Source organism: Saccharothrix coeruleofusca (genome assembly GCF_014648515.1).
Taxonomy (GTDB): Bacteria; Actinomycetota; Actinomycetes; order Mycobacteriales; family Pseudonocardiaceae; genus Actinosynnema; species Actinosynnema coeruleofuscum.
The window spans coordinates 150,121-176,715 of record NZ_BMRG01000001.1 but is presented as its reverse complement, the minus strand read 5'-3'; the positions used below and the strand labels follow the sequence as shown (position 1 = coordinate 176,715).

The window sequence follows — 26,595 nt, the reverse complement described above, 5'->3', positions numbered from 1 at the left end:
AGCCACCGCACGTCCGAAAGGGTGGCACGTGTGCGCGGCCCTGCGAAGACGTGCGGCACAATCAGGACGTGACCGCCACGCCGACTCAGCAGCCCCAGCCCGTGCTCGCCGACCAAGCGGCCGTCCGGTTCGCCCGCGCCGCCGCGCAGGAGGAAGCCGGTGCGGAACGGGTGGGCGCGCACGTCGGCGTGCTCGCCGAGGACGAGGTGTCCGCGACCCACCTGTTCGAGGCCGAGCACGCGGGCTACCGCGGCTGGAACTGGGCCGTGACCATCGCGCACGCCGGCCCCGGCACGCCGCTGTCGATCAGCGAGGTCGTGCTGCTGCCCGGCCAGGACGCGCTGGTCGCGCCGCAGTGGGTGCCGTGGAACGAGCGGGTCCGCGCGGGCGACCTGGGCGTGGGCGACCTGCTGCCGCCGAAGGAGGACGACCCCCGGCTGGTGCCCGGCTACGTCGCCTCGGACGACCCGGCGGTGGAGGAGGTCGCGCTGGAGGTCGGCCTCGGCCGGGTGCGGGTGCTCTCCCGCGAGGGCGTGCTCGACGCGGCCCAGCGCTGGCAGGGCGGCGACTTCGGCCCGCGCAGCGACATGGCGCGCAGCGCCCCCGCGCACTGCGGCACGTGCGGCTTCTACACCCGCCTCGCCGGTTCGCTCGGCGCCGCCTTCGGGGTGTGCGCGAACGAGCTGACGCCCGCCGACGGGCACGTGGTGCACGTGGAGTACGGCTGCGGCGCGCACTCCGAGGTCGAGGTCGAGGGCGGCCCGATGGTGCCGGTGGCCGACGTGGTCTACGACGACGCGGAGCTGGAGGTCGAGCCCACCGGGGCCGAGCCCGGCCCCGCCGCCGACGCCGGTGCGCCGGTGGACGAGACCGCGCGGTGAGCCGGGACCCGTTCGGCACCGAGGCGCTGCGCGAGTCGGTGCTGGCCGCGTGGCGCGGCTCGCCGACCCGGTTCCGCGAGGACGCCAACGCCGAGGAGGACCTGCGGCTGGGCGGCTACCGCGACCGGCTGCTGGTCGAGCTGGCGCAGAACGCCGCCGACGCGGCCGGTGACGAGCCCGGCGTGCTGCGGCTGACGGCGGTGGGCGGCGAGCTGCGGGCGGCCAACACCGGGGCCCCGCTGGACGCGGCGGGCGTGGCGGCGCTGGCGTCGCTGCGCGCGTCGGCCAAGTCGGCCGACACCGTGGGGCAGTTCGGCGTCGGGTTCGCCGCGGTGCTGGCGGTGACCGAGGAGCCGCGCGTGGTGTCGCGGTCCGGCGGCGTGCTGTTCTCCGCGCGGCGCACCAGGCAGGAGGTGCCGGAGCTGGCCGAGCAGCGCGGCGGCGACGTGCCGGTGCTGCGGCTGGTGTGGCCGACCGACGAGGCCGACCTGCCCGACGGGTTCGACACCGAGGTGCGGCTGCCGCTGAAGGCGGGCGTGGACGCGGCGGCGCTGCTGGCCGAGTTCGCCGAGCAGGCGCCGGACCTGCTGCTGGCGCTGCCGGGGCTGCGCCGCGTAGAGGTCGGCGACCTGGCGTGGGAGCGCGCGGAGTCCGCCGGTGTCGTGGTGCTGACCGGGCCCGCGGGCGACCGGCGCTGGCGGGTGCACCGCGTCGGCGGCGAGCTGCCCGAGGACCTGGTGCAGGGCGTCGAGTCGCGTCCGGTGTGGACGGTGTGCTGGGCGTGGCCGATGGACGAGCCGCTGACCGGTGACGTGCTGCACGCGCCGACGCCCACCGACGAGAAGCTGTCCCTGCCCGCGAGGCTGATCGCGACGCTGCCGGTGGAGCCGTCCCGGCGGCGCGTGCTGGTCGGCGCGGCGGCGCGGTTCGTGCTGGAGCGGGCCGCCGCGGCCTACCCGGAGCTGGTGGCCGCGCTGCCCGCGGTGGAGCGCACGTCCCTGGTGCCGTTGCCCGGTTTCCCGCTGTCCGAAGTGGACGGTCGGCTGCGCGAGGGCGTGCTGTCGGCGCTCCGGGTCGCCGAGTGGCTGCCGCTGGCCGACGGCGAGTGGGGCGCCCCGGAGCGCGCGAAGGTCCTGGACGCGCCGTCGGAGGAGCTGGTCGAGCTGTTGGAGGACGTCGTCCCCGGCCTGCTCGACGCCGAGCTGACGCTGCCCGCGCACGCGAAGGCGTTGGCGGCGCTGGGGGTTCCCCGGCTGCCGGTGTCCGAAGTGGTCGCCGCGCTGGCGGGCGTCGGCGGCGACCCGGAGTGGTGGCGGCAGGTCTACGCGGCCCTGGAGCCGATCGCGGACGTGGACTCCTCGGCGCGCGAGGAGATGGGCAGCCTGCCGGTGCCGCTGGCGGACGGGCGGCTGGTGAGCAGCCCGCGCGGCGTGCTGCTGACCGACGAGCCGGTCGACTTCCCCGGCCTGCGGGTGGTGCACCCGGACGCGGCCCACCCGCTGCTGCTGCGGCTGGGCGCGGTGGAGGCGGGCGCGGCCGAGGTGCTGGACTCCGACGCGGTCCGCGAGGCCGTGCGGCACAGCGCGGACGAGCCCGACCCCGAGCTGGCGCGGGCCGTGCTGCGGCTGGTGTCCCGCGCGGGCGGGCGGCCGTGGCTGGGCGAGCTGGCGCTGCCCGACGCCGATGGCCAGTGGCGGCGGGCCGACGAGCTGGTGCTGCCGGACTCGCCGCTGCGCGAGGTGCTGGAGGCCGACGCCCCGGTGGGCGTGCTGTCGGCGGAGCTGGCCGCCGAGTGGCCGCGCGAGGTGCTGGTGGCCGTCGGCGTGCTCGACGGGTTCACCGTGGTCGAGGACGACTCGCCGACCGAGCCCGACCACGACCTGGCCGACGAGGGCTACTGGTGGGACGCCGCCGAGGTGCCGCCCTCCCGCGTGCTGGGCATCCGCGACCTGGACCTGGTGGCGCGGGACAAGTGGCCCCAGGCGCTGCGGATGATGTCGGCCTCGCCCGAGGTGTGGCGGGCGGTGGTCGAGCCCGACGGCTACACCGGGTGGTGGCTGGCCCGCTACGCGCTGCTGGAGGGCAAGCCGCTGGGCTCGTGGCGGCTGCCCGAGGCCGACTCGGTGGACGGCCTGTACGACGTGGTGCCCGACGTGGGGCTGCCCTCGCACGTGCTGGCGGCGGCGGGGGTGCGGACCGGGCTGGCGGTGCTGGACGAGGACGACGTGGCCGACCTGGTGGCCCGGCTGGGCGACCCGCAGCGCGAGCTGTCCGACGCGCTGGTGCTGCGGGTGCACGCCGCGCTGGCGGAGGTCGCCGAGTCGGTCGGCGTGGAGCCGCCGGAGCGGGTGCGCGTGCTGACCGGGGCCGCGGTGCCCGCCGACGACGTGGTGGTGCCCGACCTGCCGTGGCTGCTGGGGGTGCTGCCGCCGGAGCAGGTGCTGGCCGCCGACGGCGCGGCGTCCGCGCTGGCCGAGCTGCTGGCGCTGCCGCTGGCCTCGGAGGAGGTCGGCGGGACCGTGGCCAGCGCCGGGGACGAGGTGGTGTGGGCCGAGCTGGGCGCGGTGCGGCTGGCCTGCGGCCTGCTCGGCGTCGAGCTGCCCGCCGGTTCGCTGGTGGTGCACGACGTGCTGCTGGTGGACGCCGAGGGCGCGCGGCACGAGGTGTCGTGGTGGGTCGACGGCGACGAGCTGCACGCCGCGGACACCCCGGAGGGACTGGCCCGCGCCCTGGCCTGGACCACCGGTCGGTGGGCCGACCGGCACACCTTCGCCGCGCTCATCGCCGACCCGACGCCGACGGTCCTGCTGGCCTGACCGTCGCGAGAGGACCGGCCACCCGAGGACCGGCCACCCGAGGACCGGCCACTCAGGACCGGTCGAGCCCCCGCTGGGCGGTGCGGGAGCCGCGCCGGGACGCGGCGCGCTGCCAGCTGAACACGCCGTAGCCGATCAGCCCGAGCAGCCCGCCGCACAGGCACGTCCACAGCAGGGTGGTGTTGTCCCGCGCGAACAGCAGCACCCCCAGGAAGGCGAGGAACCACAGCCCCGTCCCGGCCACGATCACCGGCACCGGGTCGAGCAGGCGCGGCGGCAGCGGCGGGGGCGGGGGTGCGGGTGGGGGCGTCAGCGACTGTTCGGCCACGTCAGGCAGGCTACCTCCCCGAAACACCGGTGCGGCACGCTCTTGCCCGCACCGGTCACTGGACAAGGGAGACGTGATGGCCACCTCCGCCGGCCTCGACCGCTTCTTCAAGATCTCCGAACGCGGCTCCACGCTGGGCCGCGAGGTGCGCGGCGGCCTGGTCACGTTCGTGACCATGGCCTACATCGTGGTGCTCAACCCGCTGATCCTGGGCAGCTTCGCCGCCGACGACGCGGGCGCGAAGAAGGACGTGCTGGGCGACATCCTGCCGGTGCCGCAGGTCGCCGCGGTGACGGCGCTGGTCGCGGGCGTGCTGACCATCCTGTTCGGACTGGTCGCCAACTACCCGTTCGCGCTGGCCACCGGGTTGGGCATCAACTCGTTCCTGGCGGTCACCCTGGCGCCGCAGATGACCTGGCCCGAGGCGATGGGCCTGGTGGTGGTCAACGGCCTGGTGGTGCTGCTGCTGGTGGTCACCGGGGTGCGCACGGCCGTGTTCAACGCGGTGCCCGCCGAGCTGAAGGCGGCCATCGCGGTCGGCATCGGCCTGTTCATCTGCTTCATCGGCCTGGTCGACGCCGGGTTCGTGCGGCGCGTGCCGGACGAGGCGGGCACCACCGTGCCGGTCGGGTTGGGCATCGGCGGCTCCATCGCGTCGTGGCCGACGTTCGTGTTCGTGGTCGGCTTGGTGCTGACCGGCATCCTGGTGGCCCGGCGGGTGCGCGGGGCGATCCTGATCGGCGTGCTGTCCGCCGCGGTGCTGTCGATCGTCCTGGAGGCCCTGGTCAAGGCGGGTCCGTCGCAGGGCACCAACCCCAAGGGCTGGAACCTGGGCTACCCGGCGCTGCCGGAGCAGGTGTTCGGGCTGCCGGACCTGTCGCTGCTGGGCGAGGTCTCCTTCGGCGCGTGGACGCGGGTGCCCGCGCTGACCGCCGCGCTGCTGGTGTTCACCCTGGTGCTGACCGACTTCTTCGACACCGTGGGCACGATGACCGGCCTGGGCAAGGAGGCGGGCCTGATCGGCCGGGACGGGCAGCTGCCGGGGGTGAGCAGGGCGCTGTTCGTCGACGGCGTGGGCGCGGTCGCGGGCGGTGTCGGGTCCTCGTCGTCGAACACGGTGTTCATCGAGTCGGCGGCGGGGATCGCGGAGGGCGCGCGGACCGGCCTGGCCAACGTGGTCACCGGCCTGCTGTTCCTGGCGGCCATGTTCTTCACCCCGCTGTACTCGGTGATCCCGGTGGAGGCGGCGGCGCCCGCGCTGGTCATCGTCGGCGCGCTGATGGTCGTGCAGATCAAGGAGATCGACTTCGCCGACTTCTCGGTGGGGCTGCCCGCGTTCCTGACCATCGTGGTCATGCCGTTCACCTACTCGATCGCCAACGGCATCGGCGCGGGCTTCGTCAGCTACGTGCTGCTGCGGGCGCTGACCGGGCGGGCGCGCAGCGTGCACCCGCTGATGTGGGTGGTGGCGGGCGCGTTCGTCGTCTACTTCGCCATCGGGCCGATCCAGGCGCTGCTCGGGGCGTGACGGGATTTCCCTCGGCGGACCCGGAAATCGTGAGGTATGCTAACTACATGGCCGACAGCGACGCGGACCCCGGACTGGCAGGCAGGCTGAGGTTGGCCGTGGTCCGGCTCAACCGCAGGCTGCGCGCGCAGCGGGTCAACTCGACGATCTCGCTGACCCAGGTGTCCGCGTTGTCCACGCTGCACAAGTGCGGCCCGCTGACCCCCGGCGAGCTGGCCGCCAAGGAAGGCGTCCAGCCGCCCTCGATGACCAGGGTCATCGCGGCGCTGGAGGAGTACGGGTTCGCCACCCGCCGACCGCACCCCACCGACGGCCGCCAGGCCATCGTGGAGCTCAGCGAAGCGGGCTTGAACTACATCAACGAAGAGGTCTCGGCCAGGGAGGCGTGGCTGGACAAGCGGCTGGCCGAGCTGACACCGGAGGAGCGCGGCGTGCTCTCGCGCGCCGCCGAGATCATCGACAGGATGGCGGGGCAGTAACGAAGTGCCTGCGTACGAGGGTGGTGCCGGAAGCGATCGGAACGATCCGCGGACAGCGCCACCCCCGCCGCGGCGCACCGGCACGTTCGCCTCGCTGAAGGTCCGCAACTACCGGCTCTACGCGGGCGGCCAGGTCGTCTCCCTGGTCGGGCTGTGGATGCAGCGCGTCGCCCAGGACTGGCTGGTGCTGGAGCTGTCCGACGGCAGCCCGGTCGCCCTGGGCGTCGCCGCGGCGCTGCAGTTCGCGCCGACCCTGCTGCTGTCGCTGTGGGCGGGCGTGCTCGCCGACCGGCTGGACAAGCGCAGGCTGCTGCTGGTCCTGGAGACCGGCCTGGGCCTGTGCGCGCTGGCGCTGGGCCTGCTCGACGTGACCGGCGTGGTCCAGCTGTGGCACGTCTACCTGCTGTGCCTGCTGCTGGGCGCGGTCTCCGCGGTGGAGACCCCGGTGCGCCAGTCGTTCGTGGTCGAGATGGTGGGCCGCGACCAGCTCACCAACGCCGTGGCGCTGAACTCCATGACGTTCAACCTGGCCCGCATGGTCGGCCCGGCGGTCGCGGGCGTGATGATCACCGTGGTGGGCACCGGCTGGGTGTTCCTGGTCAACGCCGTGTCGTTCCTCGGCGTGCTGGCCGGGCTGCTGCTGATGGACGTCGGCGCGCTGCACCGCGGCGAGCCCGTGCCCAGGCGCAAGGGGCAGCTGCGGGAGGGCCTGCGCTACGTGCGCAAGCGCGTCGACCTGGTCGTGCTGCTGTGCCTGGTGTTCTTCATCAGCACGTTCGGGCTGAACTTCTACGTCACCCTGGCGGTGCTGGCCCGCAACACCTTCGGCGGCGACGCCGACGCCTACGGCCTGCTGTCGACCATGCTGGCGGTGGGCACCCTGGCCGGGGCCACGCTGGCCGCCCGGCGCAGCGCCAGGGGGAAGCCGCGGCCCCGGCTGCTGATCGGCGGCGCGCTGGTGTTCGGCGTGCTGGAGGTGGTGTCCGGGCTGATGCCGAGCCTGTGGGTGGTCGGGCTGTCGCTGATCCCGCTGGGGATCGCCATGATGACCTTCACCACCACCGCGAACGCCACCGTGCAGCTGGCCGTCGCGCCCGCCATGCGGGGGCGCGTGATGGGGCTGTACATGCTGGTGTTCCTGGGCGGGAACCCGGTGGGCGGGCCGGTGATGGGCTGGCTGGCCGAGCACTTCACCGCGCGGGCGCCGCTGGTGTTCGGCGGCGTGGTGTCGGTGGTGGCGGCCCTGGTCGGCGGCGCGGTGCTGGCCCGCCTCCCCAGCGCGTCGGCAAGTACTACCCGACGCGCTCGCGAGGGCCGCTGACTACTACCCGTGCTGCGCGAACGCTCGGTTCGCGCGGGGCTAACGTCGCCTGCCCGCCTTGAGCGGGGCCACGTCGGCGCCGTCGTGGGAGCTGCGGCACTCGTCCGGCGTCACCGCTTCCACGGCCAGGGTCAGCATCCCCTTCACCCCGGTGTAGATCGACTCGCCGCGCGAGGCCAGGGACGTGTGCACCCGGTTGGAGTCGGAGAAGTCGCGGTCGTCCTTGGTCCGCTTCTTCCCGACCTCCTCCGGCTTGGTGGCGCTGCGGAGGTTGACCTCCAGCCACGCCGCGACCTCGGCCGGGGTGGTCAGCACCTCCTCGGGGGTGCGCTCCAGGCGCTCCGAGCGCGGCGAGGCGTGGTCCAGCGAGGTGTGCTCCACGTAGGCGTGCCAGTGCGTGTTGCGCAGCGACCACGTCTGCTCGACCGGCCAGTCCTCCTCGGTGCCCATGCGCCTATCTTGCCAGGGTTCGCACGTCCAGGGTGTGCTCCACCCCCACCGCTTCGGCCAGCCTGCGGTCGTGGGTCACCAGCAGCAGCGTCCCGGTGTAGGACCCGAGCGCCTGCTCCAGCTGCTCGATCGCGGCCAGGTCGAGGTGGTTGGTCGGCTCGTCCAGCACCAGGCACGTGGTGCCCCTGGCCTGGAGCACGGCCAGCGCCGCCCTGGTGCGCTCGCCGGGCGAGAGCGTGCGGGCGGGCCGCAGCACCGCGTCCGCGCCGACCCGGAACTTCGCCAGCAGGGTGCGCGCCGCCACGGCGGACAGGCCGGTGGCCTCGGCGACCACCTCCAGCGCGGGCGTGTCGGTGGTGAACGAGGCCCGCACCTGGTCGACCTCGCCGACCACGACCCCCGCCCCCTGGTCGCGCTCGCCCGCCGCCAGCGGCAGCCTGCCCAGCAGCGCGCCGAGCAGGGTGGACTTACCCGACCCGTTGGGCCCGGTGACGCGCCACCGCTCGCCCGCGCCGATGGTCAGGTCGACCGGGCCGAGCACCACGTCGCCGCGCCGCACCACGGCCCCGCGCAGGGTGAACGCGATCCGGCTGCCGCGCCCCGCGCTGGGCAGGGTCAGCCGCAGCTGCCACGGCTCGCGCGGCTGCTCGACCTCCTCCAGCCGTCCCAGCGCGCGGTCGGCGGCGGCGGCCTTCGCGCCCAGGTTCTCCGCGCCCTCCTTGTGCCAGAACCGGATGAACTTGTCGCTCTCGTCGGACTTGGCGTTGCGCCGCACGCCCGCCCGCGACCAGTCGCGGGCCTGCCGCGCCCGCTGGGTCAGCGCGTCGCGCTTGGCCGCGTACGCCTCGTACTCCTCCTGCGCGCGCCGCTCGGCCAGCGCCCGCTCGGTGACGTAGGCGTCCCAGCCGCCGCCGAAGACGCGCACGTCCTTGGTGAACTCGTCCAGCTCGGCGATGGCCGTGGTGGTCCTGGCCAGGAACTCCCGGTCGTGGCTGACCAGCACCATCGCCGCCCGGCCGGCCAGCACGTGCGACTCCAGCAGCTCCAGGCCCGCCAGGTCGAGGTCGTTGGTCGGCTCGTCGAGCAGCAGCACGTCGGCCCGCACCAGCAGCACCGACGCCAGCCGCAGCCGCGCCGACTGGCCGCCGGACAGCTCCCGCGCGCCGCGCCGGTCGAGCAGGTCGGCGGGCAGGCCGAGGCGCTGGCACACCGCGTCGGCGCGCTCGGCGAAGTCGGCGGCGCCCACGGCGGTCCACTGGTCGAACGCCGCCGCGTAGTCGTCCTCCGCGCCCGGCTCCCCGTCCGCGAGCGCCCGCGCGGCCCGCTCGAACCGCGCCTCGGCCCGCGCCACGCCGGTGCGGCGGGCGAGGTGGTCGCGCAGCGACTCGCCGGGGCGCACCGCGGTCTCCTGGGTCAGGTGGGCGACCGGGCCTCGGGCGATCACCGTGCCCTGGTCCGGGGTCAGCTCGCCTGCCAGCACGCGCAGCAGGGTGGACTTGCCCACCCCGTTGGGCGCGATGAGACCTACGCGTTCGCCTGCTGGAACATCGAGATCGACCTCCGAGAGCACGGTCCGGGGACCGAACGACAGCGTGACCTTCCTGGCTGTCAGCGCGGACACGGCACCGATGGTGGCAGCGCGTCGCCGGGGGAGCACCTGATTTTCGGCGCGAGACGAGGCCCCGACCGGCGGTACGACCGGTGCGGGGCCTCGTCATGTTCCCGAACTGACTGCCGCTCCCACCACGAAGCGACGCGCTTAGGTTAGCCTAACCTGGCTATCGGGACAAGGGGTGCCACCGGTCGCCGTCCGGGCTCCCGGCGCGGGGTTGGAGCACCGACGGCTCGTCGTCCAGCGGGAGCCCGCCCAGGTCGTGGCCGGGCACGTGCAGCCACGCCGTGCCGACGAAGGACTTGTTGCGGATGGTCGCCTCGCGGAAGTCCGACCAGGACAGCCGGGTGTGCCCCTGGCCGACCACCTCGACGAACAGCGACGGCGACAGCGCCAGCACCACGTCGGCGGCGGGGCAGGCCAGCAGCGCCCGGCGGGCCGGACGGCTGTCCACCATGCGGGACACGGTGACCACGCCCTGCCCGGCGTACCCGGCGACGGAGGGGCAGACCAGCCCCTGGTGCACGGCCATCCGCAGGCGCAGCCGGGGCTCGTCGGGGTGCTCGTCGTTGTGCGCGCCCAGGGCGTGCGCCAGCGAGCCGGTGAAGTCGTCGACCACCTGCCGCTCGGAGGTGTCGGCGGGCAGCACGGCCAGCTCGCTGTCGCCCGCGTGCTGCACGTCCCAGCGGGTGCGGTCGAAACCGGCCTGCGCGGCGGCCACCTCCAGCACGTCCAGCAGCGCGTGCTGCATGTGGAGCTGCTGTCGGTCGTTGCGGGCGCTGTACGCCTCGGCGTCCACGCTGATCAGGACACGTCGACTGAAGTCGTCGGGCACGGGGTCTTCCTCCGCTTCGTGGTGGTTCTCGGCAGTCTGCGGGAGCGCGCCGGGACCGGGCCCGGTCGTCGAAAATTCAAGGATCGCTTGGGTAATCGGTCGGAGCGACTCGGAAGTTCCTCTTTCGAGCGTTATTCCTTCCACGATCCGGGGTCTTTTCGGACACGCGCAGGTCACCGTGAACACTATGGGTAGAAAGACGTGGTCGGCCCGTGTCGGGGCAAACGTGCCACCCCACCGAACCGGTGACTCGCCTATGGTCAACCGCAAAAATCGGAGTGAAGACGCTCTGTTCGGAAAACCGAAAAAGACGAGCGGTATTCGGTTATTCCACGGCCCAGGTGTGCACCGGTTCCCCGGTGTTCATCAGCTCCACGTAGCGCGCCAGCATCCCGGCCAGCGCCGCCTCCCGGTCCGCGCCGCGCTCCTCCAGCCGCGCCACGGTCTCCCGCTGCCACGTCGAACCGGTCCGCCGGGCCAGGCAGCGGGCCTCGATCACGCCGAGGTAGCGCTCGCGGGCCTCGTCGGACACGCCGCAGGCGCGCAGCCCCTCGTGTGCCAGCGGGAGCAGCTCGCGCAGCACCAGTTCGTCCGGCGACACCCAACCGGCCCCCGGCCAGTACAGCCGGGAGCGCATCCCGTGCCGCGAGCCCGCGTACAGGTTCTCCTCGGCGGCGTGGAAGCTCATCCGGGTCCACAGTGGACTGTCCATCTCCACCAGGGCCCGCTGCGCGCCGTAGAAGAACGCCGCGTTGGCCACGGTGTCCAGCACGGTCGGACCCGCGGGCAGCACGCGGTTCTCCACCCGCAGGTGCGGCACGCCGTCGGCCACGTCGTACACCGGCCGGTTCCAGCGCCACACGGTCCCGTTGTGCAGCCGCAGCTCCAGCAGCGACGGCGTGCGCCCCGCCGCCAGCTCCTCGACCGGGTCCTCCTCGCCGGTGTCGGGCAGCAGCGCGGGGAAGTAGCGCACGTTCTCCTCGAACAGCTCGGTGATCGAGGAGATCCACCGCTCCCCGAACCACACCCTCGGCCGCACGCCCTGGTTCTTCAGCTCCTCCGGCCGGGTGTCGGTGGCCTGCTGGAACAGCGGGATGCGGGTCTCGTGCCACAGCGCCCGCCCGAGCAGGAACGGCGAGTTCGCCGCGATGGCGACCTGCACCCCGGCCAGGCACTGCGCGGCGTTCCAGTGCGCCGCGAAGTCCTCCGGCTCGACCTGCAGGTGCAGCTGCACCGACGTGCAGGCCGCCTCGGGCAGGATCGACTCGGCGTAGCTGAGCAGCTCCTCGCGCCCCCGACCCGGCATGGGCACGCCGTCGATGGACAGCACCGTCTCCTCGCCCCTCGCGGCGAAGATCTGGTCGTTGAGCAGCGCGTAGCGCTGGTGGTGCGACAGCCAGCGCCGGTCGAAGTGCTCGTGCCGCAGCGTGGGCAGCACGCCGATCATCACCAGGCTGGTGCCCGCGTCGTGCGCCTTGGCGTCGGCGGTGCCCAGCAGGGACCGCAGCTCCCGCTCCAGGCCCAGGGTGCCGTCGCCCGCCAGCTCCCTGGGCGGGACGTTGACCTCCAGGTTGTGCTGGCCCAGCTCCAGGGTGAACGAGGGGTCGGCGATCTTCTCCAGCACCACCCCGTTGACCATCGCGGGCTGCCAGGCGGAGTCGACCAGGTTCAGCTCGATCTCCAGGCCCATCTGCCTGCGGGGGAAGGAGAAGCGGCGCTGCGCCAGCATGGTCCCCAGCGCGTCGAGGCACCGCCGGACCCGCTCGCGGTAGCGCTGGCGGTCCTCTCTGGTGAACGTTCGACGGGACACGTCCCTACCCATGCCGCCTCCCCTTCGTCCGGGTGTTCCGGCGGGCCCAGCGGAGGCCAACCGTGACACAGCGGGGAGCCGCCCGTCAGCGCCCAAATCGGTGCTCTCAGTCACGTAGGCGTAACAATGAGCAACGTATGCCTGGTGGGCGGTGCGCCGTTCAGCCCCGTGGACCGGGGGTACCCCCCGCGGTGGGAGACTCCCCCGGTGGCCCAGGTGATCGAGATCGACGACCCGGCCGACCCCAGGCTGGACGACTTCCGGGACCTGTCGACCGCGGACCGCCGCCCGGACCGGCCGGGCGGGCGCGGCCTGGTCATCGCCGAGGGCGTGGTCGTGGTGGAGCGCCTGCTCGCCTCGCCGTACCCGGTCCGCTCGCTGCTGGGCGTGCGCCGCCGGGTGGAGGCGCTGGGCGAGCTGCCCGCGCCCGCCTACGTCACCTCCGCCGAGGTGATGGCCGAGGTCGTCGGCTTCCACCTCAACCGGGGTGTGCTCGCCGCCGCCGACCGCGCGCCGCAGCCGCCGGTCGAGCGGCTGGCGCGGCACGCGCGACGGCTGGCCGTGCTCGAAGGCGTCGGCGACCACGAGAACCTGGGCGCGCTGTTCCGCAACGCCGCCGCGCTCGGCGTGGACGGCGTGATCCTCGGTCCGGGGTGCAGCGACCCGCTCTACCGGCGCAGCGTGCGCGTCTCCATGGGGCACGTGCTGCGCGTGCCCTTCGCCACCGCCCCCAGCTGGCCGGGCACCCTGGGGATGCTGCGGGACGAGGGCTTCCGGGTGGCCGCGCTGACCCCGAGGGCGGGGGCGGCGAACCTGGCCGACGCGGGGCTGCGCGGCGAGCGCGTGGCGGTGCTGCTCGGCTCGGAGGGGCCGGGGCTGACCGAGGAGGCCATCCAGGCCGCCGACCTGGCCGTGCGCATCCCGATGTCGCCCGGCGTGGACTCGCTCAACGTCGCCACCGCCGCGGCCGTCGCCTTCTACGCGCTGCTCTGAACGCGCTACGTTCTTGCCGGGGCGAGAAGGAGGCTATTCGTGGAACTGCGGGTCCAGGGCGGCCGTGCGGTGCTCGCGGGGCGCGACGACGCGGGGGAGCGGGAGGTCGACCCGCGCAGCCTGCCGCTGGCGGCGGGCCTGGCCGAGGCGCTGCACGAGTGGGCCGAGGTCGCCGAGGCGGTGCTGCGGACCGAGCCCCCGGCCGAGGGCGTGGCGGGCGCGCTGGTCACCCGGCGGGGCCGCCAGCTGGCGGGCAGGCTGGCCGCCGAGATGGGCGCCCCGGTGGAGTTCACCGACCCGGTCAGCGGCGAGCGGTTCCTCGTGGCCGCCCCGGCCGACCCGGAACCCGCGGAGCCCGCCCCGGAACCCGCCGAACCCGCCGAAGCCGCTGCCGAGCCCGCCACCCAGGCCCCACCGCCGGGCGAGCCGACCCCGTGGGGCACCGGCCTGACGGTCGCCGCGTTCACCGCGGCGGTGGTCACCTTCACCGTGGTGACGCTGTCGGTGGGGCTGGGGGAGACCAGCGGCTGGCTGGCCCTGCTCGCCAACGTGCTGGTGGTGGGCGGCATCGCCCCGTCGGTGTGGCTGGCGCGCACCGTCCCGGTCTGGCGCTGGGTCGCCTACGGCGTCATGGCAGGCGTCCCGGCCGCCTGGTTCGCCCTCCTGCTCACCCTCCTCTGACGCGCGGGGGAGGGGGTCAGGCGAGGGAGTCGCGCCAGGCGGTGTGCAGGGCGGCGAAGCGGCCGCGCTCGTCGATCAGCTCCTCCGGGGTGCCGTCCTCGACGACCCGGCCGCCGTCGAGCACCAGCACCCGGTCGGCGATCAGCACCGTGGACAGCCGGTGCGCGATGATGAACGCCGTCCGGTCGGCCAGCACCGTCTCCAGCGCCGACTGCACCGCCCGCTCGGTGGGCACGTCCAGGCTCGACGTGGCCTCGTCCAGCACCAGCACCGCAGGGTCGGCCAGGAACGCCCTGGCGAACGCCACCATCTGCCGCTGACCGGCGGACAGCCGCCCGCCGCGCTTGCGCACGTCGGTGTCGTAGCCGTCGGGCAGCGCGGCGATGAACTCGTGCGCCCCCACGGCCGCGGCCGCCGCCTCCACCTCGGCGCGGGTGGCCGACGGCCGCCCCAGCGCGATGTTGTCCGCCACCGTCCCGTCGAACAGGAAGTTCTCCTGCGTCACCGCCACCACGGCGCGGCGCAGGTCCACGTCGGCCACCGACCGCAGGTCGGCCCCGTCCAGCCACACCGTCCCGCGACTGGGGTCGTAGAACCGGGACACCAGCTTGGCCAGCGTCGACTTCCCGGCCCCGGTCGCGCCCACCAGCGCCACCGTCTGCCCGGCGGGCACGTGCAGGTCGAACCGGGGCAGCACCAGCGGGGTGTCCGCCGAGTACCGGAACTCCACCCCGTCGAACCGGATCTCACCGCGCACCTCGCCCAGCGGCACCGGGTCGGCGGGCTCGGGCACCGACGGGACCTCCTCCAGCAGCCCGGAGATCTTCTCCAGCGCCGCGGCGGCCGCCGCGTAGGCGTTGGTGAACACCGCGATCTGGTCGAACGGGTCGTAGAACCGCCGCACGTACAGGGTGAACGCGGCCAGCACGCCCAGCTCCAGCTGCCCGTCCGCGACCCGCCACGCGCCCCACGCCAGCACCACGGCCAGCGAGACGTTGCCGATCACCCGGACCCGCGAGGTGAACGCCGCCATCACGCCCAGCGCCTCGGTGTTGGCGTCCCGGAAGGAGCCGTTGAGGTCGGTCATGATCTGCTCGTTGCGGCGCTCCCGGCGGAACGCCTGCACCGCCCGGATGCCGTTCATGGTCTCCACGAACTGCACGATGATCTTGGCGATGGCGCCGCGGGTGCCCCGGTACGCGCCCGCCGAGCGGCGGTTGAACCAGCGCGTGAGCCCGATCAGCGGCACGAACCCGAACAGCACGACCGCGGCCAGCGGCGGGTCCAGCACCACCAGCACCACCGAGATGCCCACCACCGACAGCAGCGAGGTGAACAGCCCGTCCAGGCCCTCCTCGACCAGGTCCTGCAGCGCGTCCAGGTCGCTGGTCAGCCGGGAGATCACCTTGCCGGAGGTGTACTTCTCGTGGAAGGACACGGACAGCCGCTGGGCGTGCCGGAACACCCGTTCCCGCAGGTCCAGCAGCACGTCCTGGCCGATCCGCCCGGTGAGCCGGACGAAGGCGTAGCGCAGCAGGGTGGCGGCCAGCCCGGCGGCGGCGTACCCGCCGACCGACCAGGCCAGCGCGCTCGGGTCGCCCTCCAGCGCGGCGGGCACGCCCCGGTCGATGGCCGCCGCGATCAGCAGCGGCCCCGCCAGGGTGACCAGGTTCTCCACGACCACGATCGCCAGCGCGAGCGCCGCCGCGCGGGAGTGCGGGCGCAGCAGCGACCCCAGCAGCTCGCGCGACCTGCCGCGCAGCTTGAGCCCGGTGGCCCGGTCCAGCTCTTCGACGTCCTCGGCGGCGACGCCCCGCCACGACTCCTCGGCGGGCGGTCGCTCGGGGGTTCGCTCGGGGGTTCGCTCGGCGGATTCCTCGGGGGTGGTGGTCACGCCGCGACCTCCTCGTCCTCCAGCGTGGACAGCAGGTGCCGGTACTGCTCGTTCTCCGCCAGCAGCCGCCGGTGCTCGCCGACCGCGGCGACGCGGCCGTCGACCAGCATCGCCACCCGGTCGGCCAGCTGCACGGTGCTCGGCCGGTGCGCCACGACCAGCGCGGTCACCCCGGACAGCACGCGCCGCAGCGCGGCCTCCACCTCGGCCTCGGTGTGCACGTCCAGCGCCGAGAGCGGGTCGTCCAGCACCAGCACCGCCGGGCGGCCGACCACCGCGCGGGCCAGCGCCAGCCGCTGCCGCTGGCCGCCGGACAGCGACAGGCCCTGCTCGCCGATGCGGGTGTCCAGGCCCCACGGCAGGGCGTCGACGAACTCCTCGGCCCGCGCGACCCGCAGCGCCTCGCGCACCCGCGCCTGGTCCAGGTCGGGCTGGCCCAGCGCCACGTTCTCGGTGACCGCGGCGGAGAACAGCACCGGCTCCTCGAACGCGGTGCCGACCACCCGGCGCAGCTCGGCCAGGTCCAGGTCGCGCACGTCCACCCCGTCCACGGTCACCCGCCCGGCGGTCACGTCCGCCAGCCGGGGGACCAGGGCGGTCACCGTCGTCTTGCCCGAGCCGGTCGCGCCGACCAGCGCCACCGTCTCACCGGGCCGGATGTCCAGGTCCACGCCGCGCAGCACCTCGCGGTCGCTGCCGGGGTGGCGGAAGCGCACGCCTTCGAACCGGACGTGCCCGCGCACCGGCACCGGCAGCGGTCGGGGCCGGTCCGGGCTGGTGATCGCCACCGGCTCGTCGAGCACCTCGAAGTACCGCTCGACGGCCGAGGCGGTCTGGTTGGTCTCCGCCAGCAGCCACCCGATCGAGTCGGTCGGCCAGCGCAGGTAGGCGCTCACCGTGATGGCCGCGACCAGCGTGCCGACCGTGGTGGTGCCCTGCGCGATGCCCATCGAGCCCAGCGCCAGCTGCCCGGCGATGCCCAGCTCGGGCAGGATGATCAGCACCGCCCACAGCGCGGCGAAGATCCGCACCTTGGCCAGCTCGGTGGCGCGCAGCTCGCGGGCCTGCCGCAGGAACCGCTGGGCCAGCAGCGGGCCGCGGCCGAACGCCTTGAGCACCCGGATGCCCAGCACGGACTCCTCGACCACGGTGGTCAGGTCGCCCGCCTGGTCCTGGGCCCGCCGGGCGACCACCTTGAACCGGGTCTCGAACAGGTAGGACAGCGCCACCATCGGCAGCGTGCAGGCCAGCACGACCGCGCCGAGCAGCGGCGACAGCCAGAACAGCACCCCCAGGCCCACCACCAGCACCAGGCTGTTGACCACCAGGAAGATCACCACGAACGCGACGAAGCGGCGCACCGCCGACAGGTCGGTGGTGGCCCGCGACAGCAGCTGACCGGACTGCCAGCGGTCGTGGAAGGCCACCGGCAGCCGCTGGAGGTGGTGGTAGAGGTCGGCCCGCATCCGGGCCTCGACGTCGGCGGCGGGCCCGGCGATCAGCTTGCGCCGGGCGTAGAAGAGGGCGGCTTCGGCGCAGCCCAGCGCCAGCACCAGGCCGATCAGCCAGGGCAGCGCGTCCAGCTCGCGCCGGGCCACCGGGCCGTCCACGATGCGCTGGGTGATCAGCGGGATGCCCAGCCCGCACAGCATCGCCAGCAGGGCGGACGCGGTGCTGAGCAGGATCGGTGTGCGAACGGGTTTCAGGTACGGCCACAGCCTGCGCAGTGTCGCGGCCGTGGAAGTACGTTGGTCCTTCACGAGTGTCGTCCCCCTCAGGTCCACCCCGACAGTACGAAGGCGTGCCCGTCGCGGCATCCGGTTTTCTCCCGGCTGAACCATGCGAGCTCTACCAAGGTGGAGGTCAAGATGGACACCCGCTACCTGCTCACCCAGGCCGCGATGGCGTTCCCCCGAGGCAGGCTGCTGGCCGTGCGCGGGGGCAGGCTGCACGTGCTCGCCCCGGACGGCTGGGACGTGGTCGGCGGGCCGCGCCCCGACGGCGCGCGGCCGATCAGCCGGGAGGAGGCCGAGGACTGGTGCGAGCACGAGGGCTGGGACCCGGCCCTGCTCGACCGGGTGCCGCTGCCGGAGTGAGTGACGGCAGGCGTGGGGCTCAGCGCTTGCCGCGCAGCATCGCGGGGGTGGTGATGAGCCCGGCCAGCGCGTAGCTCAGGCCCGCCAGCACGGCCAGCGCGGTCCACTCGTCCAGGCCGGGGAACCGCTCGGCCAGCCGGAAGAAGTACGCCACGCCCAGCAGCACCGGCCCCAGCAGCACGATCGGCCACACCGGGCGCACCCGCATCAGCCACAGCAGCGGCCCCGCCAGCAGCGCGCTGACCAGCAGCGCCACCGGCAGCCCCACCACGACCAGCAGCAGGAACTCGCTCAGCGAGGTCTCGTCGACCACCCGGTCCAGCGCCCCCGCCCGGTAGGCGGAGACCCACGCGGCGAGCAGCCCGGCGCCGACCACGCCGGAGATCACCACGCGCAGCAGCACCCGGAACGCGAGGGCGCCCCCCTGGGAGCGCGTGGCCTCAGCCATGGTTCGCGGCGGGGTCGGCGGAGGAGCCCGCGGGGCGGCGCGCGGGGCGGCGCGCGGCGCGGACGGCGGGGTGGCGGGCGGTCACCGGCGCGGCCAGCGCGAACCCCAGCGCCCCGGTCAGCACCGACCCGGAGGTCACCGGGAACCAGATGGTCAGCAGCGTCAGCACGGCGGTGAACGCCGTGCCGACCGCGGCCATGCCCAGCGGGCGCTCGACCTTCGCCGCGGCCAGCACCACCCACCCGACCAGCACGCCCACCACCAGGCTGACCGGGATCGCGAGGAGGCCGAGCCCCAGGCAGTCCCAGTCGTCCTTCGAGCAGGCGGCGCCGGAGGCGATGAACTCCCGCAGCCCCCACCACGCCGCGCCCAGTCCCGCGCCCAGGGCGGCCCCGACGATCACCCGTGCCAGCATGACGCCCGGTTTCCCCGGTGCTCACCCGGCGTAAACCAAGGGCCCCGCCTCGGCGGGGCCCTCGGGCGTCATCCCCAGGTCATCCCCGGTTGGACCGGACGCCCAGCAGGACGTCCTCCCAGGACGGGACGATCGGGTGGTTCTTCTTGCCGCGCTTGGGCGGCTCCTTGCGGGCCTCGTCCACCACGGGCACGGCCTCCGGCTCCACCGGGATCGGCTCGGCCGCGGAGGACACCGGCTCCTCGCGCACGAGGATCTCCGGCTCCGCGCTGGCCTGCGCGGGCACCGGCGGCTTCTCCAGCTCCATCGCCGCCCTGGCCAGCTGGGTCACCGGCCGCAGGCTGCGCAGGCCCCGGTTGGGGTTGGGGTCCATCAGGTCGACGGCGGCGTCGTCCAGCGCGGTCACCGTGCCGCCGTGCGCGCCGGGGTGGAACGCCCAGTGCGCCCGGTTGTCCGAGCGCCCGGCCCGCCAGTGCAGCTGCACGACCCACCGGCCGTCCTCGCCGCGCCAGGAGTCCCAGCTCACGTCGGCGTACTCCTGGCCGCGCAGGCCGAAGGAGTGCGCGACCACCTCGCCGAGGGTCTGCACGTCCGGGCCGTCCTCGCGGACCGGGTGGGCGCGCTGGGCCAGCTCGGCGGTGCGGGAGCGCTCCAGCAGCACCGGGTAGGCGAACCGCTCGACGCGGTGCTTCGGGATGCCCGCCGCCATGGCGACCTGCTCCACCGACTCACCGGCGCGGATGCGGGCCTGGATCTCGCGGGGGCGCATCTGGGACTCGGTCTCGACCTCGATCTGGCCGAGCCGGGTCAGATCACCGCGGGCCGCCGCGCGCAGCCGCTCGTCAGCGGGCAGCACGAAGCGCTCGCCGCGTTCCGGGTCCTCGAGGATGACGGATCTGCCGTCCTCTTCGAGCCCGATGACTCGCAGCGCTCGCATCATGGCCTCCCGAATGACATTCACCTCGCCAGACACTGACGGTAAACCGGCGTGCCGCCTTGACGGGGACGACTCGCCGGACTCATCGATATCTACGTGTGATCTTGCCGTATGTCGGGGCGGCCCGCACGTTCGTTACGGGAGTTCGCGCGACGTTCACCTCCGCGGGCAGACTCCCGTCCCGATCAGACCCGATCGGGCCCGACCGGGACGGGAGGTCGGCCGGTGGGGTCAGAGCTGGCCGACGACCCAGTCGATGGCCTTGGTGAGCGCGGTCACGTCCTCGGGCTCGATGGCCGGGAACATGGCCACCCGCAGCTGGTTGCGGCCCAGCTTGCGGTACGGCTCGACGTCCACGACGCCGTTGGCCCGCAGCACCTTGGCCACCACCGAGGCGTCCACCGAGTCGGCGAAGTCGATCGTGCCGACGACCTGCGAGCGGTGCGCCGGGTCGGCCACGAACGGGGTGGTGTACTCGGTCTTCTCGGCCCAGCCGTACAGCCGCGACGACGAGTCCGCGGTGCGGGCGACCGCCCACTCCAGGCCGCCGTTGCCCAGGATCCACTCGATCTGGTTGTTCAGCAGGAACAGCGTGGCCAGCGCCGGGGTGTTGTAGGTCTGGTCCTTGGTGGAGTTGTCCAGCGCCGTGGTCAGCGACAGGAACTCCGGCACCCAGCGGCCCGAGGAGCCGATCTCGGCCACCCGCTCCAGCGCGGCGGGCGACATCAGGGCCAGCCACAGGCCGCCGTCGGAGGCGAAGGACTTCTGCGGCGCGAAGTAGTAGACGTCGAAGTCGGCGGCGTCGACCGGCAGGCCGCCCGCGCCGGAGGTGGCGTCGATGGCGATCAGCGCGCCCTCGGACCCGGCGGGCCGGGACACCGGCACCGCGACGCCGGTGGAGGTCTCGTTGTGCGCCCAGCCGACCAGGTCCGCGCCCTCGGCGTAGCTGATCTCGGGCGCGCTGCCCGGCTCGGCCTTGACCACGATCGGCTCGCCCAGGAACGGGGCGTCCTTGGTGACCTTGGCGAACTTCGAGGAGAACTCGCCGTAGGTGAAGTGCTGGGCGCGCTCGCGCACCAGGCCGAACGCGGCGGCGTCCCAGAACGCCGTGGTGCCGCCGTTGCCCAGGACCACCTCGTAGCCCTCGGGCAGCGAGAACAGCTCGCGCAGGCCCGCCCGGACCTTGCCGACCAGCGACTTGACCGGCTTCTGCCGGTGGGAGGTGCCCATCAGCGCGGCGCCCTCGGCCGCCAGCGCCTGCAGCGCCTCGGGGCGGACCTTGGACGGCCCGCAGCCGAAGCGGCCGTCGGACGGCTTGAGGTCGGCGGGCAGGACGAGAGTGGTCGGGTCGGCGGTCTGGGTCATCGCGACGCCTCCGGTGCGGGGTGGAGAACCGTGACCGGCGCCGTTGCCGGGGCTACCAGTGTTGCAGCCGGGTGGCGGGCGGGTGACGGCCGGGTGTCGCCGGTCACCGCCGCCCGCGAGCCTTTGCGCGTTGCCCCGCGAGTCGAACGCCCAGGACCCCTGAACTCAACGCTCGGGCTCGGTTATCCATGACTATGGAGGACGCGGGCCTTCGCTGTGATGTGGCGTGGGGCACAACCATGGTTGTCACGCTCGGTGATGAATATTTGGCGGCAATGAGCCGGGGCGAGTTTTGCGCCCAGCTTTGGCGCTGATCCTCGCCGCTCGGGGGGTGAGTGCTGAGCCAAGGGTGAAGTGGGCAGGCCGTTTGGCGCATTGATTATTGGGGTGAGATCGTGGCGCTGATTCGGCAGGGTGTCCGTGCCCTTCGGTCGAGCAGTTCGAGGGGGTTTTCCTGGGTGGGATTTCTCCTGGTGCGCCGACTGCGGGGTTCGCGTTGTGCTGCACGTGGACGATCGGTTCGACCGGTCGTGAGGTAGAGTCCGGTCGCGTGGATACCTGCTGACGCTTGCTCCAGCTATTCGGGGACACCGCCACCGAATGCCCCCGAATAGGTTCCGTCATGCGACCGAGAGTGGACTCTCATTGCTTGTCCATGTTGAACGAGTTGGCTTCTCGTATGGTAGGACCGAGATTCTGCGTGGTGTCGACTGGCGTATTGGCCTCGGGGTCACCGGACTGCTGGGGCCCAACGGCGCCGGTAAGACCACGCTCCTGAATCTCCTGGTGGGGTTGGCGCGTCCGACAGGCGGGACCATCACCATGCGTGACGGTGATCGGGGTGCCGGTTTCGCGGTCGGGTTCGTGCCCCAGCGCTTCTCCCTGGCGGGCGAAATGCGCGTGCTCGACACGGTCGCCTACGCGGCCTGGGTCAACGGAGTGGCGCGCGAGGACTGCGGGAAGGCAGCCGGGACGGCCCTGGAGATGGTGGGGTTGTCGGACAACGCACGCACACGCGTTCGCGCGTTGTCCGGGGGCCAGCGCCAGCGGGTCGGCATCGCGGCCGCGTTGGCCCACCAGCCGAGACTGCTCGTCCTCGACGAGCCGACCGCGGGGCTCGATCCCGGCCAGAGGCTGCGGCTGCGCGAGGTGGTGGCCGCGATCGGCGCCACCAGGGCGGTGCTGCTGTCGACTCACCTGATCGAGGACATCAGTCACCTGTGCGACCGGGTCGGCGTGCTCGCGGGTGGCCGCTTGGTGTTCGACGGCACCGAACGCGAGCTGACCGCCCTCATCGACGACACCGACGCCACCGCCGCGGCCTCGGCGGGGTCGCGCTTCGAACGCGCCTACGACGCGCTCATCACCGGTCTGGGAGCGGCACGTGACTGATCCGGTCCTCCGACGCCTGTGGCCGCTGGGACCGTGGCCGCTGCTGCTGCCCGCTGCCGCCATCGCCGCCGCTGCCGTGCTGGCCACCACGGCCATGCGCTCCTGGCCCTACCAGGAATGGGTCCGGACCTCGGCGGAGTTCCACCAGCAGAACGCCTTCGCCGGTCCCATCGCCGCGGCGGCCGCCACGTACTACGCGGGGCGGTTGACCAGACCCGACCGCGTGTTCGCACTGCCCTCAGCCCCTCGTGCGGGGCGGGACAGCGCCCGTCGCCACCTCGGGCTGCTCGCCGTCACGTTCACCCTGGCCTACCTGGTGGGCATGGCTCCGCTGACGGCCGTCACCGTCGAACACGCCGAGCACGGCGGCCCGGATCCGCTGCCGATCGCCACCGGGCTGCTCGGCCTGTGGGCGTCGATCGCGGTCGGTTACCTCATCGGCGTCGTCGGCAGGGGAGCGCTGTGGGCGCCGATCAGTTTCGTGGCCGTCTTCGCCGTGGTCGTGCTGGGAACCGGCGGTGACACGTTCTCGGCCCTGGTGCCGGTCCTGCACGTCGCTCCCGCCGCGGGCCGGGTGGAGGCTCTGCCGTTCACCGTCTACCGCGTCGCGTTCTTCCTGCTGGTCGCGGTCGCGGCGGTGGTCGCGGCCACCGCCGTGCTGCGCAGGCACCGCACCAGGCACCGCCCCGTTCGGGCGATGGCACCGCTGTTGGTGCCGGTGGTGCTCGCGGTGCCCGCGGTGGTCAGCACACCGGCCTTGTTCGCGGTCGAGCAGGACGTCCAGCGGGTGTGCCGGACCCAACGGGGAATCGAGCACTGCGTGCACGCCGCGCACCGCAGCAGGCTGCCGGTGATGGAACAGGCCACCGCCGCGGTTCTCACCGCCTACGGTGACGACACCTCGGGCCGCGTACGCCGGGTCTACGACGAATCGCTGCGCTGGGCGACGGCGGTCGACGACGCCGCCTCGGGCAACACCGAAGCGCACCAGGATGTCGTGTGGGTCGCCGTGCAACCCATGAGCCCCACTGACCACACCGGACGCGAAGTCGCCTGGTTGCTGGCGGGCGCCACAGCCTGCGCCGCGCGGTCCGACACCACCGATGAGGAACGAGCGCTGACCGTGGAACTGGCCCTCTGGTTGCAGAACGGTGGCCGTGCCGCGTCTTCCGGTCCGCTGAGCGGCATCGCGCCGCACGCGCTCCGCGACTGGATGTCCGCGCACAGGACCGGGCTGGACACCTGCGTCCTCACCGCCGCGGACCTCCCCGGCTGACACCGACCCTCGCCACAACAGCCACCGAAGAGCCCCAGGATGTCATCGCCCGTGCCATCGGACGCCACCCCGCCGCGGATCACCGCGATCATCGCATCGTCCCGCAGCGCACACCTCTACGCCGTGATGCTGGTGGCGCTGGGCGTGCTCTGCCTGGCGCTGGGCAACCGCACCATCGCGATCGCGCTGTCCACGCTCAACCGCGCCAACCGCCTGCCCTATTCGGAGCTCTGCGCCGTGGTGGCCGCCTCGACCGGGACCTGGCTGCTGCGCCCCCGGTTCTGGCAGTGGGACCGCGTCGGCACGCGCAGGGCGGCCGTGGTGGCCGCCACCTGCGCCGTCGTCGGCACGCTCGCCCCGCAACTGATCGTCGTCGCGGGGTCGGTCAACCTCCCGCCGGGCACCCCCTGGGCGTGGGTGGCGTGCAACGCGCTGCTCTACTCCGCCCTGGTCTTCTGCCTGGCCCCGGTGGTCGGTCCTGGTCCAGCCGCCGGGGCCACGCTGCTGCTCTACTTCGCGGTCGCCGTGGTGAACAACGTCTGGCCCACCGCGAGCCGGATCATCCCGGTCAGCCCGTATCCCGGCCCCGGCACGCACTGGACGGCGGCGCTGGTCCTCACCGCGGCGGCCGCGGTCGTCCACGCTCGCACTCGTGGCGCGACCGCCTGGACGCAGCGGGAGCGCGACCACGACTGACACGGCCCGGTCGAGCGCGACGTACGAGCGGCGGGCTCGCCCAGGGCCTAGTGGGAGATCTCGTCCCAGCCCTCGACCTCGGACGGCTTGCGCGGGCCGGGGCCGACGTAGGACGCCGATGGCCGGACCAGCCGCCCGGTGCGCTTCTGCTCCAGGATGTGCGCCGCCCACCCGGCGGTCCGCGCGCAGGTGAACATCGCGGGCATCATGTGCGGCGGCACCTCGGCGAAGTCCAGGATCACCGCCGCCCAGAACTCGACGTTGGTCTCGATGGCCCGGTCCGGCCGCCGCTCGCGCAGCTCCGCCAGCGCCGCCTGCTCCAGCGCCGAGGCCACCTCGTAGCGCTGCGCGCCCAGCTCCTGGCAGGTGCGCCGGAGCACCCGCGCCCTCGGGTCCTCCGCCCGGTAGACGCGGTGCCCGAAGCCCATCAGCCGCTCGCCGCGGTCGAGGATGCCCTTGACGAACGAGCGGGCGTCACCGGTCCGCTCCACCTCCGCGATCATCGGCAGCACGCGGGCGGGCGCGCCGCCGTGCAGCGGGCCGGACATCGCTCCGATCGCGCCCGACATGGCCGCCGCCACGTCCGCGCCGGTGGAGGCGATCACCCGCGCGGTGAACGTGGAGGCGTTGAGGCCGTGCTCGGCGGCGGAGACCCAATAGGCGTCCAGCGCCTTGATGTGCGCCGGGTCCGGCTCGCCGCGCCACCGGGTCAGGAACCGCTCGGTGGTGGTGCGGCACTCGTCGATCCGCTTCTGCGGCACGGCGGGCCGCCCGATGCCGCGCGCGGACTGCGCCGCGTAGGACAGCGCCATCACCGACGCGCGGGCCAGCTGCTCGCGGGCCAGCTCGTCGCTGATGTCCAGCAGCGGCTTGTAGCCCCAGATCGGGGCCACCATGGCGAGCGCGGCCTGCACGTCCACCCGCACGTCCCCGGTGTGCACCGGGATGGGGAACGGCTCGGCGGGCGGCAGCCCCGACCCGAAGCGGCCGTCGACCAGCAGCGCCCACACGTTGCCGAAGGTGACCTTGCCCGCCAGGTCCTCGATGTCCACGCCGCGGTAGCGCAGCGCACCGCCGTCGCGGTCCGGCTCGGCGATCTCGGTGCGGAAGGCGACCACGCCCTCGAGGCCGGGTCGGAAGCCGTCGTCGTCGGTCTGCTGCACCACGTTGTGCGCTCCTTAGCGAGTCCACGAAGTCCAGGGAAAATCCAGGGTTGGATGAACCCTGCTCCTGCCGGAACTCCGTGGCAATCGCCCTCACCCGTGTTGTCGGTCACGATCGGACACCGGTTCGGAAACGGCGATCCGCCAGGTCAGTAGCACCGCTCCTTGAAGGTGATGGTGATCGGGACGGCTTGGGTGACCTCGCCGTCGGAGGCCCACACCTCGGCGGTGTAGACGCCGACCGGGGCGGGCGCCAGCGGCGACATGACCCCTTCGAGGACGTGGTCCTCGTGGTGCCGCTCGGCGGGCGCGATCGTGGTGGGCTGAGGGGACGAGCCGGGGGGCAGGTTCCGCGTCCCGACCTCCAGCGGCGTGGCCCAGTACCCGCGCAGCGGGACCAGGAAGTACTGACCGGGGTGGCCGAAGTCGGACGTGACGCACGTCCGCTGCCCGATGTCGACCAGTTCCCACTTCGACGGGTGCTCCGCCGCGGGAGCGCCCACCGCCGGTGCGGCGCCCACCAGCGCCAGCGCGGCGGTCAGACCGAGCGTCCGGGATGTCGCGCGACGAATTCGTCCCATGTCTTCCTCCGGTTCGGTGCGGGTGCTGACCTCCGGCACTCGGTCTACCAATGTTCCGGGTATTTGCACATACCGTGGAACGGCCCCGCTCCGGTATTGCGCTTAATTACCCGGCGGAATGTCCCCAACCCCTTCACCCGCGCGGTCCAACGGCCCCCTCCGCCGTCTCGACTGGCGGTTCAGCCGCAGCTGCGCGCGGGGGCGAGCCCGAGTCTGCACCTGCAGTCGGGCGGCATGCGCACGCCGGTGGCGATGCGCTCGATGGTGTCCAGCGTCGGCTGCCGCACGCCGCGCATGTACTCGCTGATCCGCCCCTGGGCGATGCCGGTGACCACCGACAGGTCGGTCTGGCTGTACCCGGCGTAGCGCCGGATCAGCACCAGCAACCGCGATATGTCGCGACTCTCCAGCGCCTCGACCACGTCGTCCCGGTGCCACACGCCCTCCGGAACACGCATCGGCCAGCGTGCCAAAGCCCACCCCCTTGGACGTCCCGCTGATGAAGTCGACGGTTGGGCACGCCCTGTTACGGGACCATTGCACGGTGATATCTCACGGTGGGCTGGGGACGGCGAGTGGTGCGCTGTCAAAGTCGTCC

General features: G+C 73.5%; 25 protein-coding genes. 11 read left to right on the top strand and 14 right to left on the bottom strand.

The features are described from left to right. The first annotated feature begins 68 nt into the window (after positions 1–68). Both IEZ00_RS00940 and IEZ00_RS00935 read left to right on the top strand, forming a co-directional pair. Positions 69–881 (top strand): DUF3027 domain-containing protein, encoded by an 813-nt coding sequence (locus IEZ00_RS00940; protein WP_229794862.1) that lies wholly within the window; start codon positions 69–71, stop codon positions 879–881. Then, positions 878–3,697: a sacsin N-terminal ATP-binding-like domain-containing protein gene (locus tag IEZ00_RS00935; RefSeq protein WP_189221105.1), complete on the top strand. Its 2,820-nt coding sequence runs from the start codon at positions 878–880 to the stop codon at positions 3,695–3,697. The genes IEZ00_RS00940 and IEZ00_RS00935 overlap by 4 nt, the downstream gene beginning before the upstream one ends. Positions 3,698–3,749: 52 nt before the next feature. On the opposite strand, the gene IEZ00_RS36080 is transcribed toward IEZ00_RS00935, so the two are convergent. After that, positions 3,750–4,025, bottom strand: coding sequence for a DUF2530 domain-containing protein (locus IEZ00_RS36080; protein WP_229794861.1), 276 nt, complete (start codon positions 4,023–4,025; stop codon positions 3,750–3,752). Between the two features lie 76 nt (positions 4,026–4,101). Between IEZ00_RS36080 and IEZ00_RS00925 the strand changes: the two genes are divergently transcribed. The 3 genes from IEZ00_RS00925 to IEZ00_RS00915 are packed head-to-tail and all read left to right on the top strand — an operon-like array spanning position 4,102 to position 7,353. Then, on the top strand, positions 4,102–5,553 hold the full coding sequence (locus IEZ00_RS00925; protein WP_189221103.1) for an NCS2 family permease: 1,452 nt from the start codon (positions 4,102–4,104) through the stop codon (positions 5,551–5,553). Positions 5,554–5,600: 47 nt separating this feature from the next. Beyond that, positions 5,601–6,032, top strand: coding sequence for a MarR family winged helix-turn-helix transcriptional regulator (locus tag IEZ00_RS00920; protein WP_189221102.1), 432 nt, complete (start codon positions 5,601–5,603; stop codon positions 6,030–6,032). A 4-nt stretch (positions 6,033–6,036) separates the two neighbouring features. Beyond that, entirely contained in the window at positions 6,037–7,353 is a 1,317-nt protein-coding gene (locus IEZ00_RS00915) for an MFS transporter (protein ID WP_189221101.1), read from the top strand. 39 nt (positions 7,354–7,392) lie between these two features. Here the strand turns inward: IEZ00_RS00915 and IEZ00_RS00910 are convergent, their stop codons facing one another. From IEZ00_RS00910 to IEZ00_RS00895, 4 genes are all read right to left on the bottom strand, one after another. After that, positions 7,393–7,803, bottom strand: a complete 411-nt coding sequence (locus IEZ00_RS00910; protein WP_189221100.1) for a hypothetical protein — start codon at positions 7,801–7,803, stop codon at positions 7,393–7,395. 4 nt (positions 7,804–7,807) lie between these two features. Then, the gene (locus tag IEZ00_RS00905; RefSeq protein ID WP_189221099.1) at positions 7,808–9,424 is read right to left on the bottom strand and encodes an ABC-F family ATP-binding cassette domain-containing protein; all 1,617 of its coding nucleotides are present in this window, start codon (positions 9,422–9,424) and stop codon (positions 7,808–7,810) included. A gap of 157 nt (positions 9,425–9,581) precedes the next feature. Next, positions 9,582–10,250, bottom strand: a complete 669-nt coding sequence (locus IEZ00_RS00900) for a hypothetical protein (RefSeq protein WP_189221098.1) — start codon at positions 10,248–10,250, stop codon at positions 9,582–9,584. Between the two features lie 325 nt (positions 10,251–10,575). Continuing rightward, the gene (locus IEZ00_RS00895) at positions 10,576–12,072 is read right to left on the bottom strand and encodes a glutamate-cysteine ligase family protein (protein WP_189221097.1); all 1,497 of its coding nucleotides are present in this window, start codon (positions 12,070–12,072) and stop codon (positions 10,576–10,578) included. Positions 12,073–12,267: 195 nt separating this feature from the next. Between IEZ00_RS00895 and IEZ00_RS00890 the strand changes: the two genes are divergently transcribed. Beyond that, the gene (locus tag IEZ00_RS00890; protein WP_189221096.1) at positions 12,268–13,053 is read left to right on the top strand and encodes a TrmH family RNA methyltransferase; all 786 of its coding nucleotides are present in this window, start codon (positions 12,268–12,270) and stop codon (positions 13,051–13,053) included. Positions 13,054–13,092: 39 nt separating this feature from the next. Further along, on the top strand, positions 13,093–13,734 hold the full coding sequence (locus IEZ00_RS00885) for a DUF2537 domain-containing protein (protein WP_189221095.1): 642 nt from the start codon (positions 13,093–13,095) through the stop codon (positions 13,732–13,734). 16 nt (positions 13,735–13,750) lie between these two features. Here the strand turns inward: IEZ00_RS00885 and IEZ00_RS00880 are convergent, their stop codons facing one another. Both IEZ00_RS00880 and IEZ00_RS00875 read right to left on the bottom strand, forming a co-directional pair. After that, positions 13,751–15,628: an ABC transporter ATP-binding protein gene (locus IEZ00_RS00880; protein WP_189221094.1), complete on the bottom strand. Its 1,878-nt coding sequence runs from the start codon at positions 15,626–15,628 to the stop codon at positions 13,751–13,753. Further along, positions 15,625–17,388: an ABC transporter ATP-binding protein gene (locus IEZ00_RS00875; RefSeq protein ID WP_229794860.1), complete on the bottom strand. Its 1,764-nt coding sequence runs from the start codon at positions 17,386–17,388 to the stop codon at positions 15,625–15,627. Before IEZ00_RS00875 ends, IEZ00_RS00880 begins: the two co-directional genes overlap by 4 nt. Positions 17,389–17,496: 108 nt before the next feature. Between IEZ00_RS00875 and IEZ00_RS00870 the strand changes: the two genes are divergently transcribed. Further along, positions 17,497–17,724, top strand: a complete 228-nt coding sequence (locus tag IEZ00_RS00870; protein ID WP_189221092.1) for a hypothetical protein — start codon at positions 17,497–17,499, stop codon at positions 17,722–17,724. A 19-nt stretch (positions 17,725–17,743) separates the two neighbouring features. Here IEZ00_RS00870 and IEZ00_RS00865 read toward each other — a convergent pair whose 3' ends face one another. The 4 genes from IEZ00_RS00865 to serC all read right to left on the bottom strand — a co-directional run bounded on the left by IEZ00_RS00865 (position 17,744) and on the right by serC (position 20,889). Beyond that, a complete protein-coding gene (locus tag IEZ00_RS00865; RefSeq protein WP_189221091.1) occupies positions 17,744–18,172 on the bottom strand; it encodes a hypothetical protein in 429 nt (142 codons plus the stop codon). After that, complete coding sequence (locus IEZ00_RS00860; protein WP_189221090.1) at positions 18,165–18,587, bottom strand: hypothetical protein; 423 nt, start codon at positions 18,585–18,587, stop codon at positions 18,165–18,167. The genes IEZ00_RS00865 and IEZ00_RS00860 overlap by 8 nt, the downstream gene beginning before the upstream one ends. Before the next feature lie 79 nt (positions 18,588–18,666). Then, positions 18,667–19,524, bottom strand: a complete 858-nt coding sequence (gene sepH / locus IEZ00_RS00855) for a septation protein SepH (RefSeq protein ID WP_189221089.1) — start codon at positions 19,522–19,524, stop codon at positions 18,667–18,669. A gap of 231 nt (positions 19,525–19,755) precedes the next feature. Continuing rightward, the gene (gene serC / locus IEZ00_RS00850; protein WP_189221088.1) at positions 19,756–20,889 is read right to left on the bottom strand and encodes a phosphoserine transaminase; all 1,134 of its coding nucleotides are present in this window, start codon (positions 20,887–20,889) and stop codon (positions 19,756–19,758) included. A 645-nt stretch (positions 20,890–21,534) separates the two neighbouring features. Between serC and IEZ00_RS00845 the strand changes: the two genes are divergently transcribed. Genes IEZ00_RS00845 through IEZ00_RS00835 form a run of 3 tightly spaced genes read left to right on the top strand, consistent with a single transcriptional unit; the run spans position 21,535 to position 24,253 of the window. Continuing rightward, the gene (locus IEZ00_RS00845; RefSeq protein ID WP_229794859.1) at positions 21,535–22,281 is read left to right on the top strand and encodes an ATP-binding cassette domain-containing protein; all 747 of its coding nucleotides are present in this window, start codon (positions 21,535–21,537) and stop codon (positions 22,279–22,281) included. Next, positions 22,274–23,557, top strand: a complete 1,284-nt coding sequence (locus IEZ00_RS00840) for a hypothetical protein (protein WP_189221086.1) — start codon at positions 22,274–22,276, stop codon at positions 23,555–23,557. Before IEZ00_RS00845 ends, IEZ00_RS00840 begins: the two co-directional genes overlap by 8 nt. Before the next feature lie 39 nt (positions 23,558–23,596). Beyond that, the gene (locus tag IEZ00_RS00835) at positions 23,597–24,253 is read left to right on the top strand and encodes a hypothetical protein (protein ID WP_189221085.1); all 657 of its coding nucleotides are present in this window, start codon (positions 23,597–23,599) and stop codon (positions 24,251–24,253) included. 47 nt (positions 24,254–24,300) lie between these two features. On the opposite strand, the gene IEZ00_RS00830 is transcribed toward IEZ00_RS00835, so the two are convergent. From IEZ00_RS00830 to IEZ00_RS00820, 3 genes are all read right to left on the bottom strand, one after another. Then, the gene (locus IEZ00_RS00830; RefSeq protein WP_189221084.1) at positions 24,301–25,419 is read right to left on the bottom strand and encodes a citrate synthase 2; all 1,119 of its coding nucleotides are present in this window, start codon (positions 25,417–25,419) and stop codon (positions 24,301–24,303) included. 146 nt (positions 25,420–25,565) lie between these two features. Next, positions 25,566–25,997, bottom strand: coding sequence for a DUF5980 family protein (locus tag IEZ00_RS00825; RefSeq protein WP_189221083.1), 432 nt, complete (start codon positions 25,995–25,997; stop codon positions 25,566–25,568). 179 nt (positions 25,998–26,176) lie between these two features. After that, on the bottom strand, positions 26,177–26,455 hold the full coding sequence (locus tag IEZ00_RS00820) for a helix-turn-helix domain-containing protein (protein WP_189221082.1): 279 nt from the start codon (positions 26,453–26,455) through the stop codon (positions 26,177–26,179). Between the last annotated feature and the right edge of the window lie 140 nt (positions 26,456–26,595).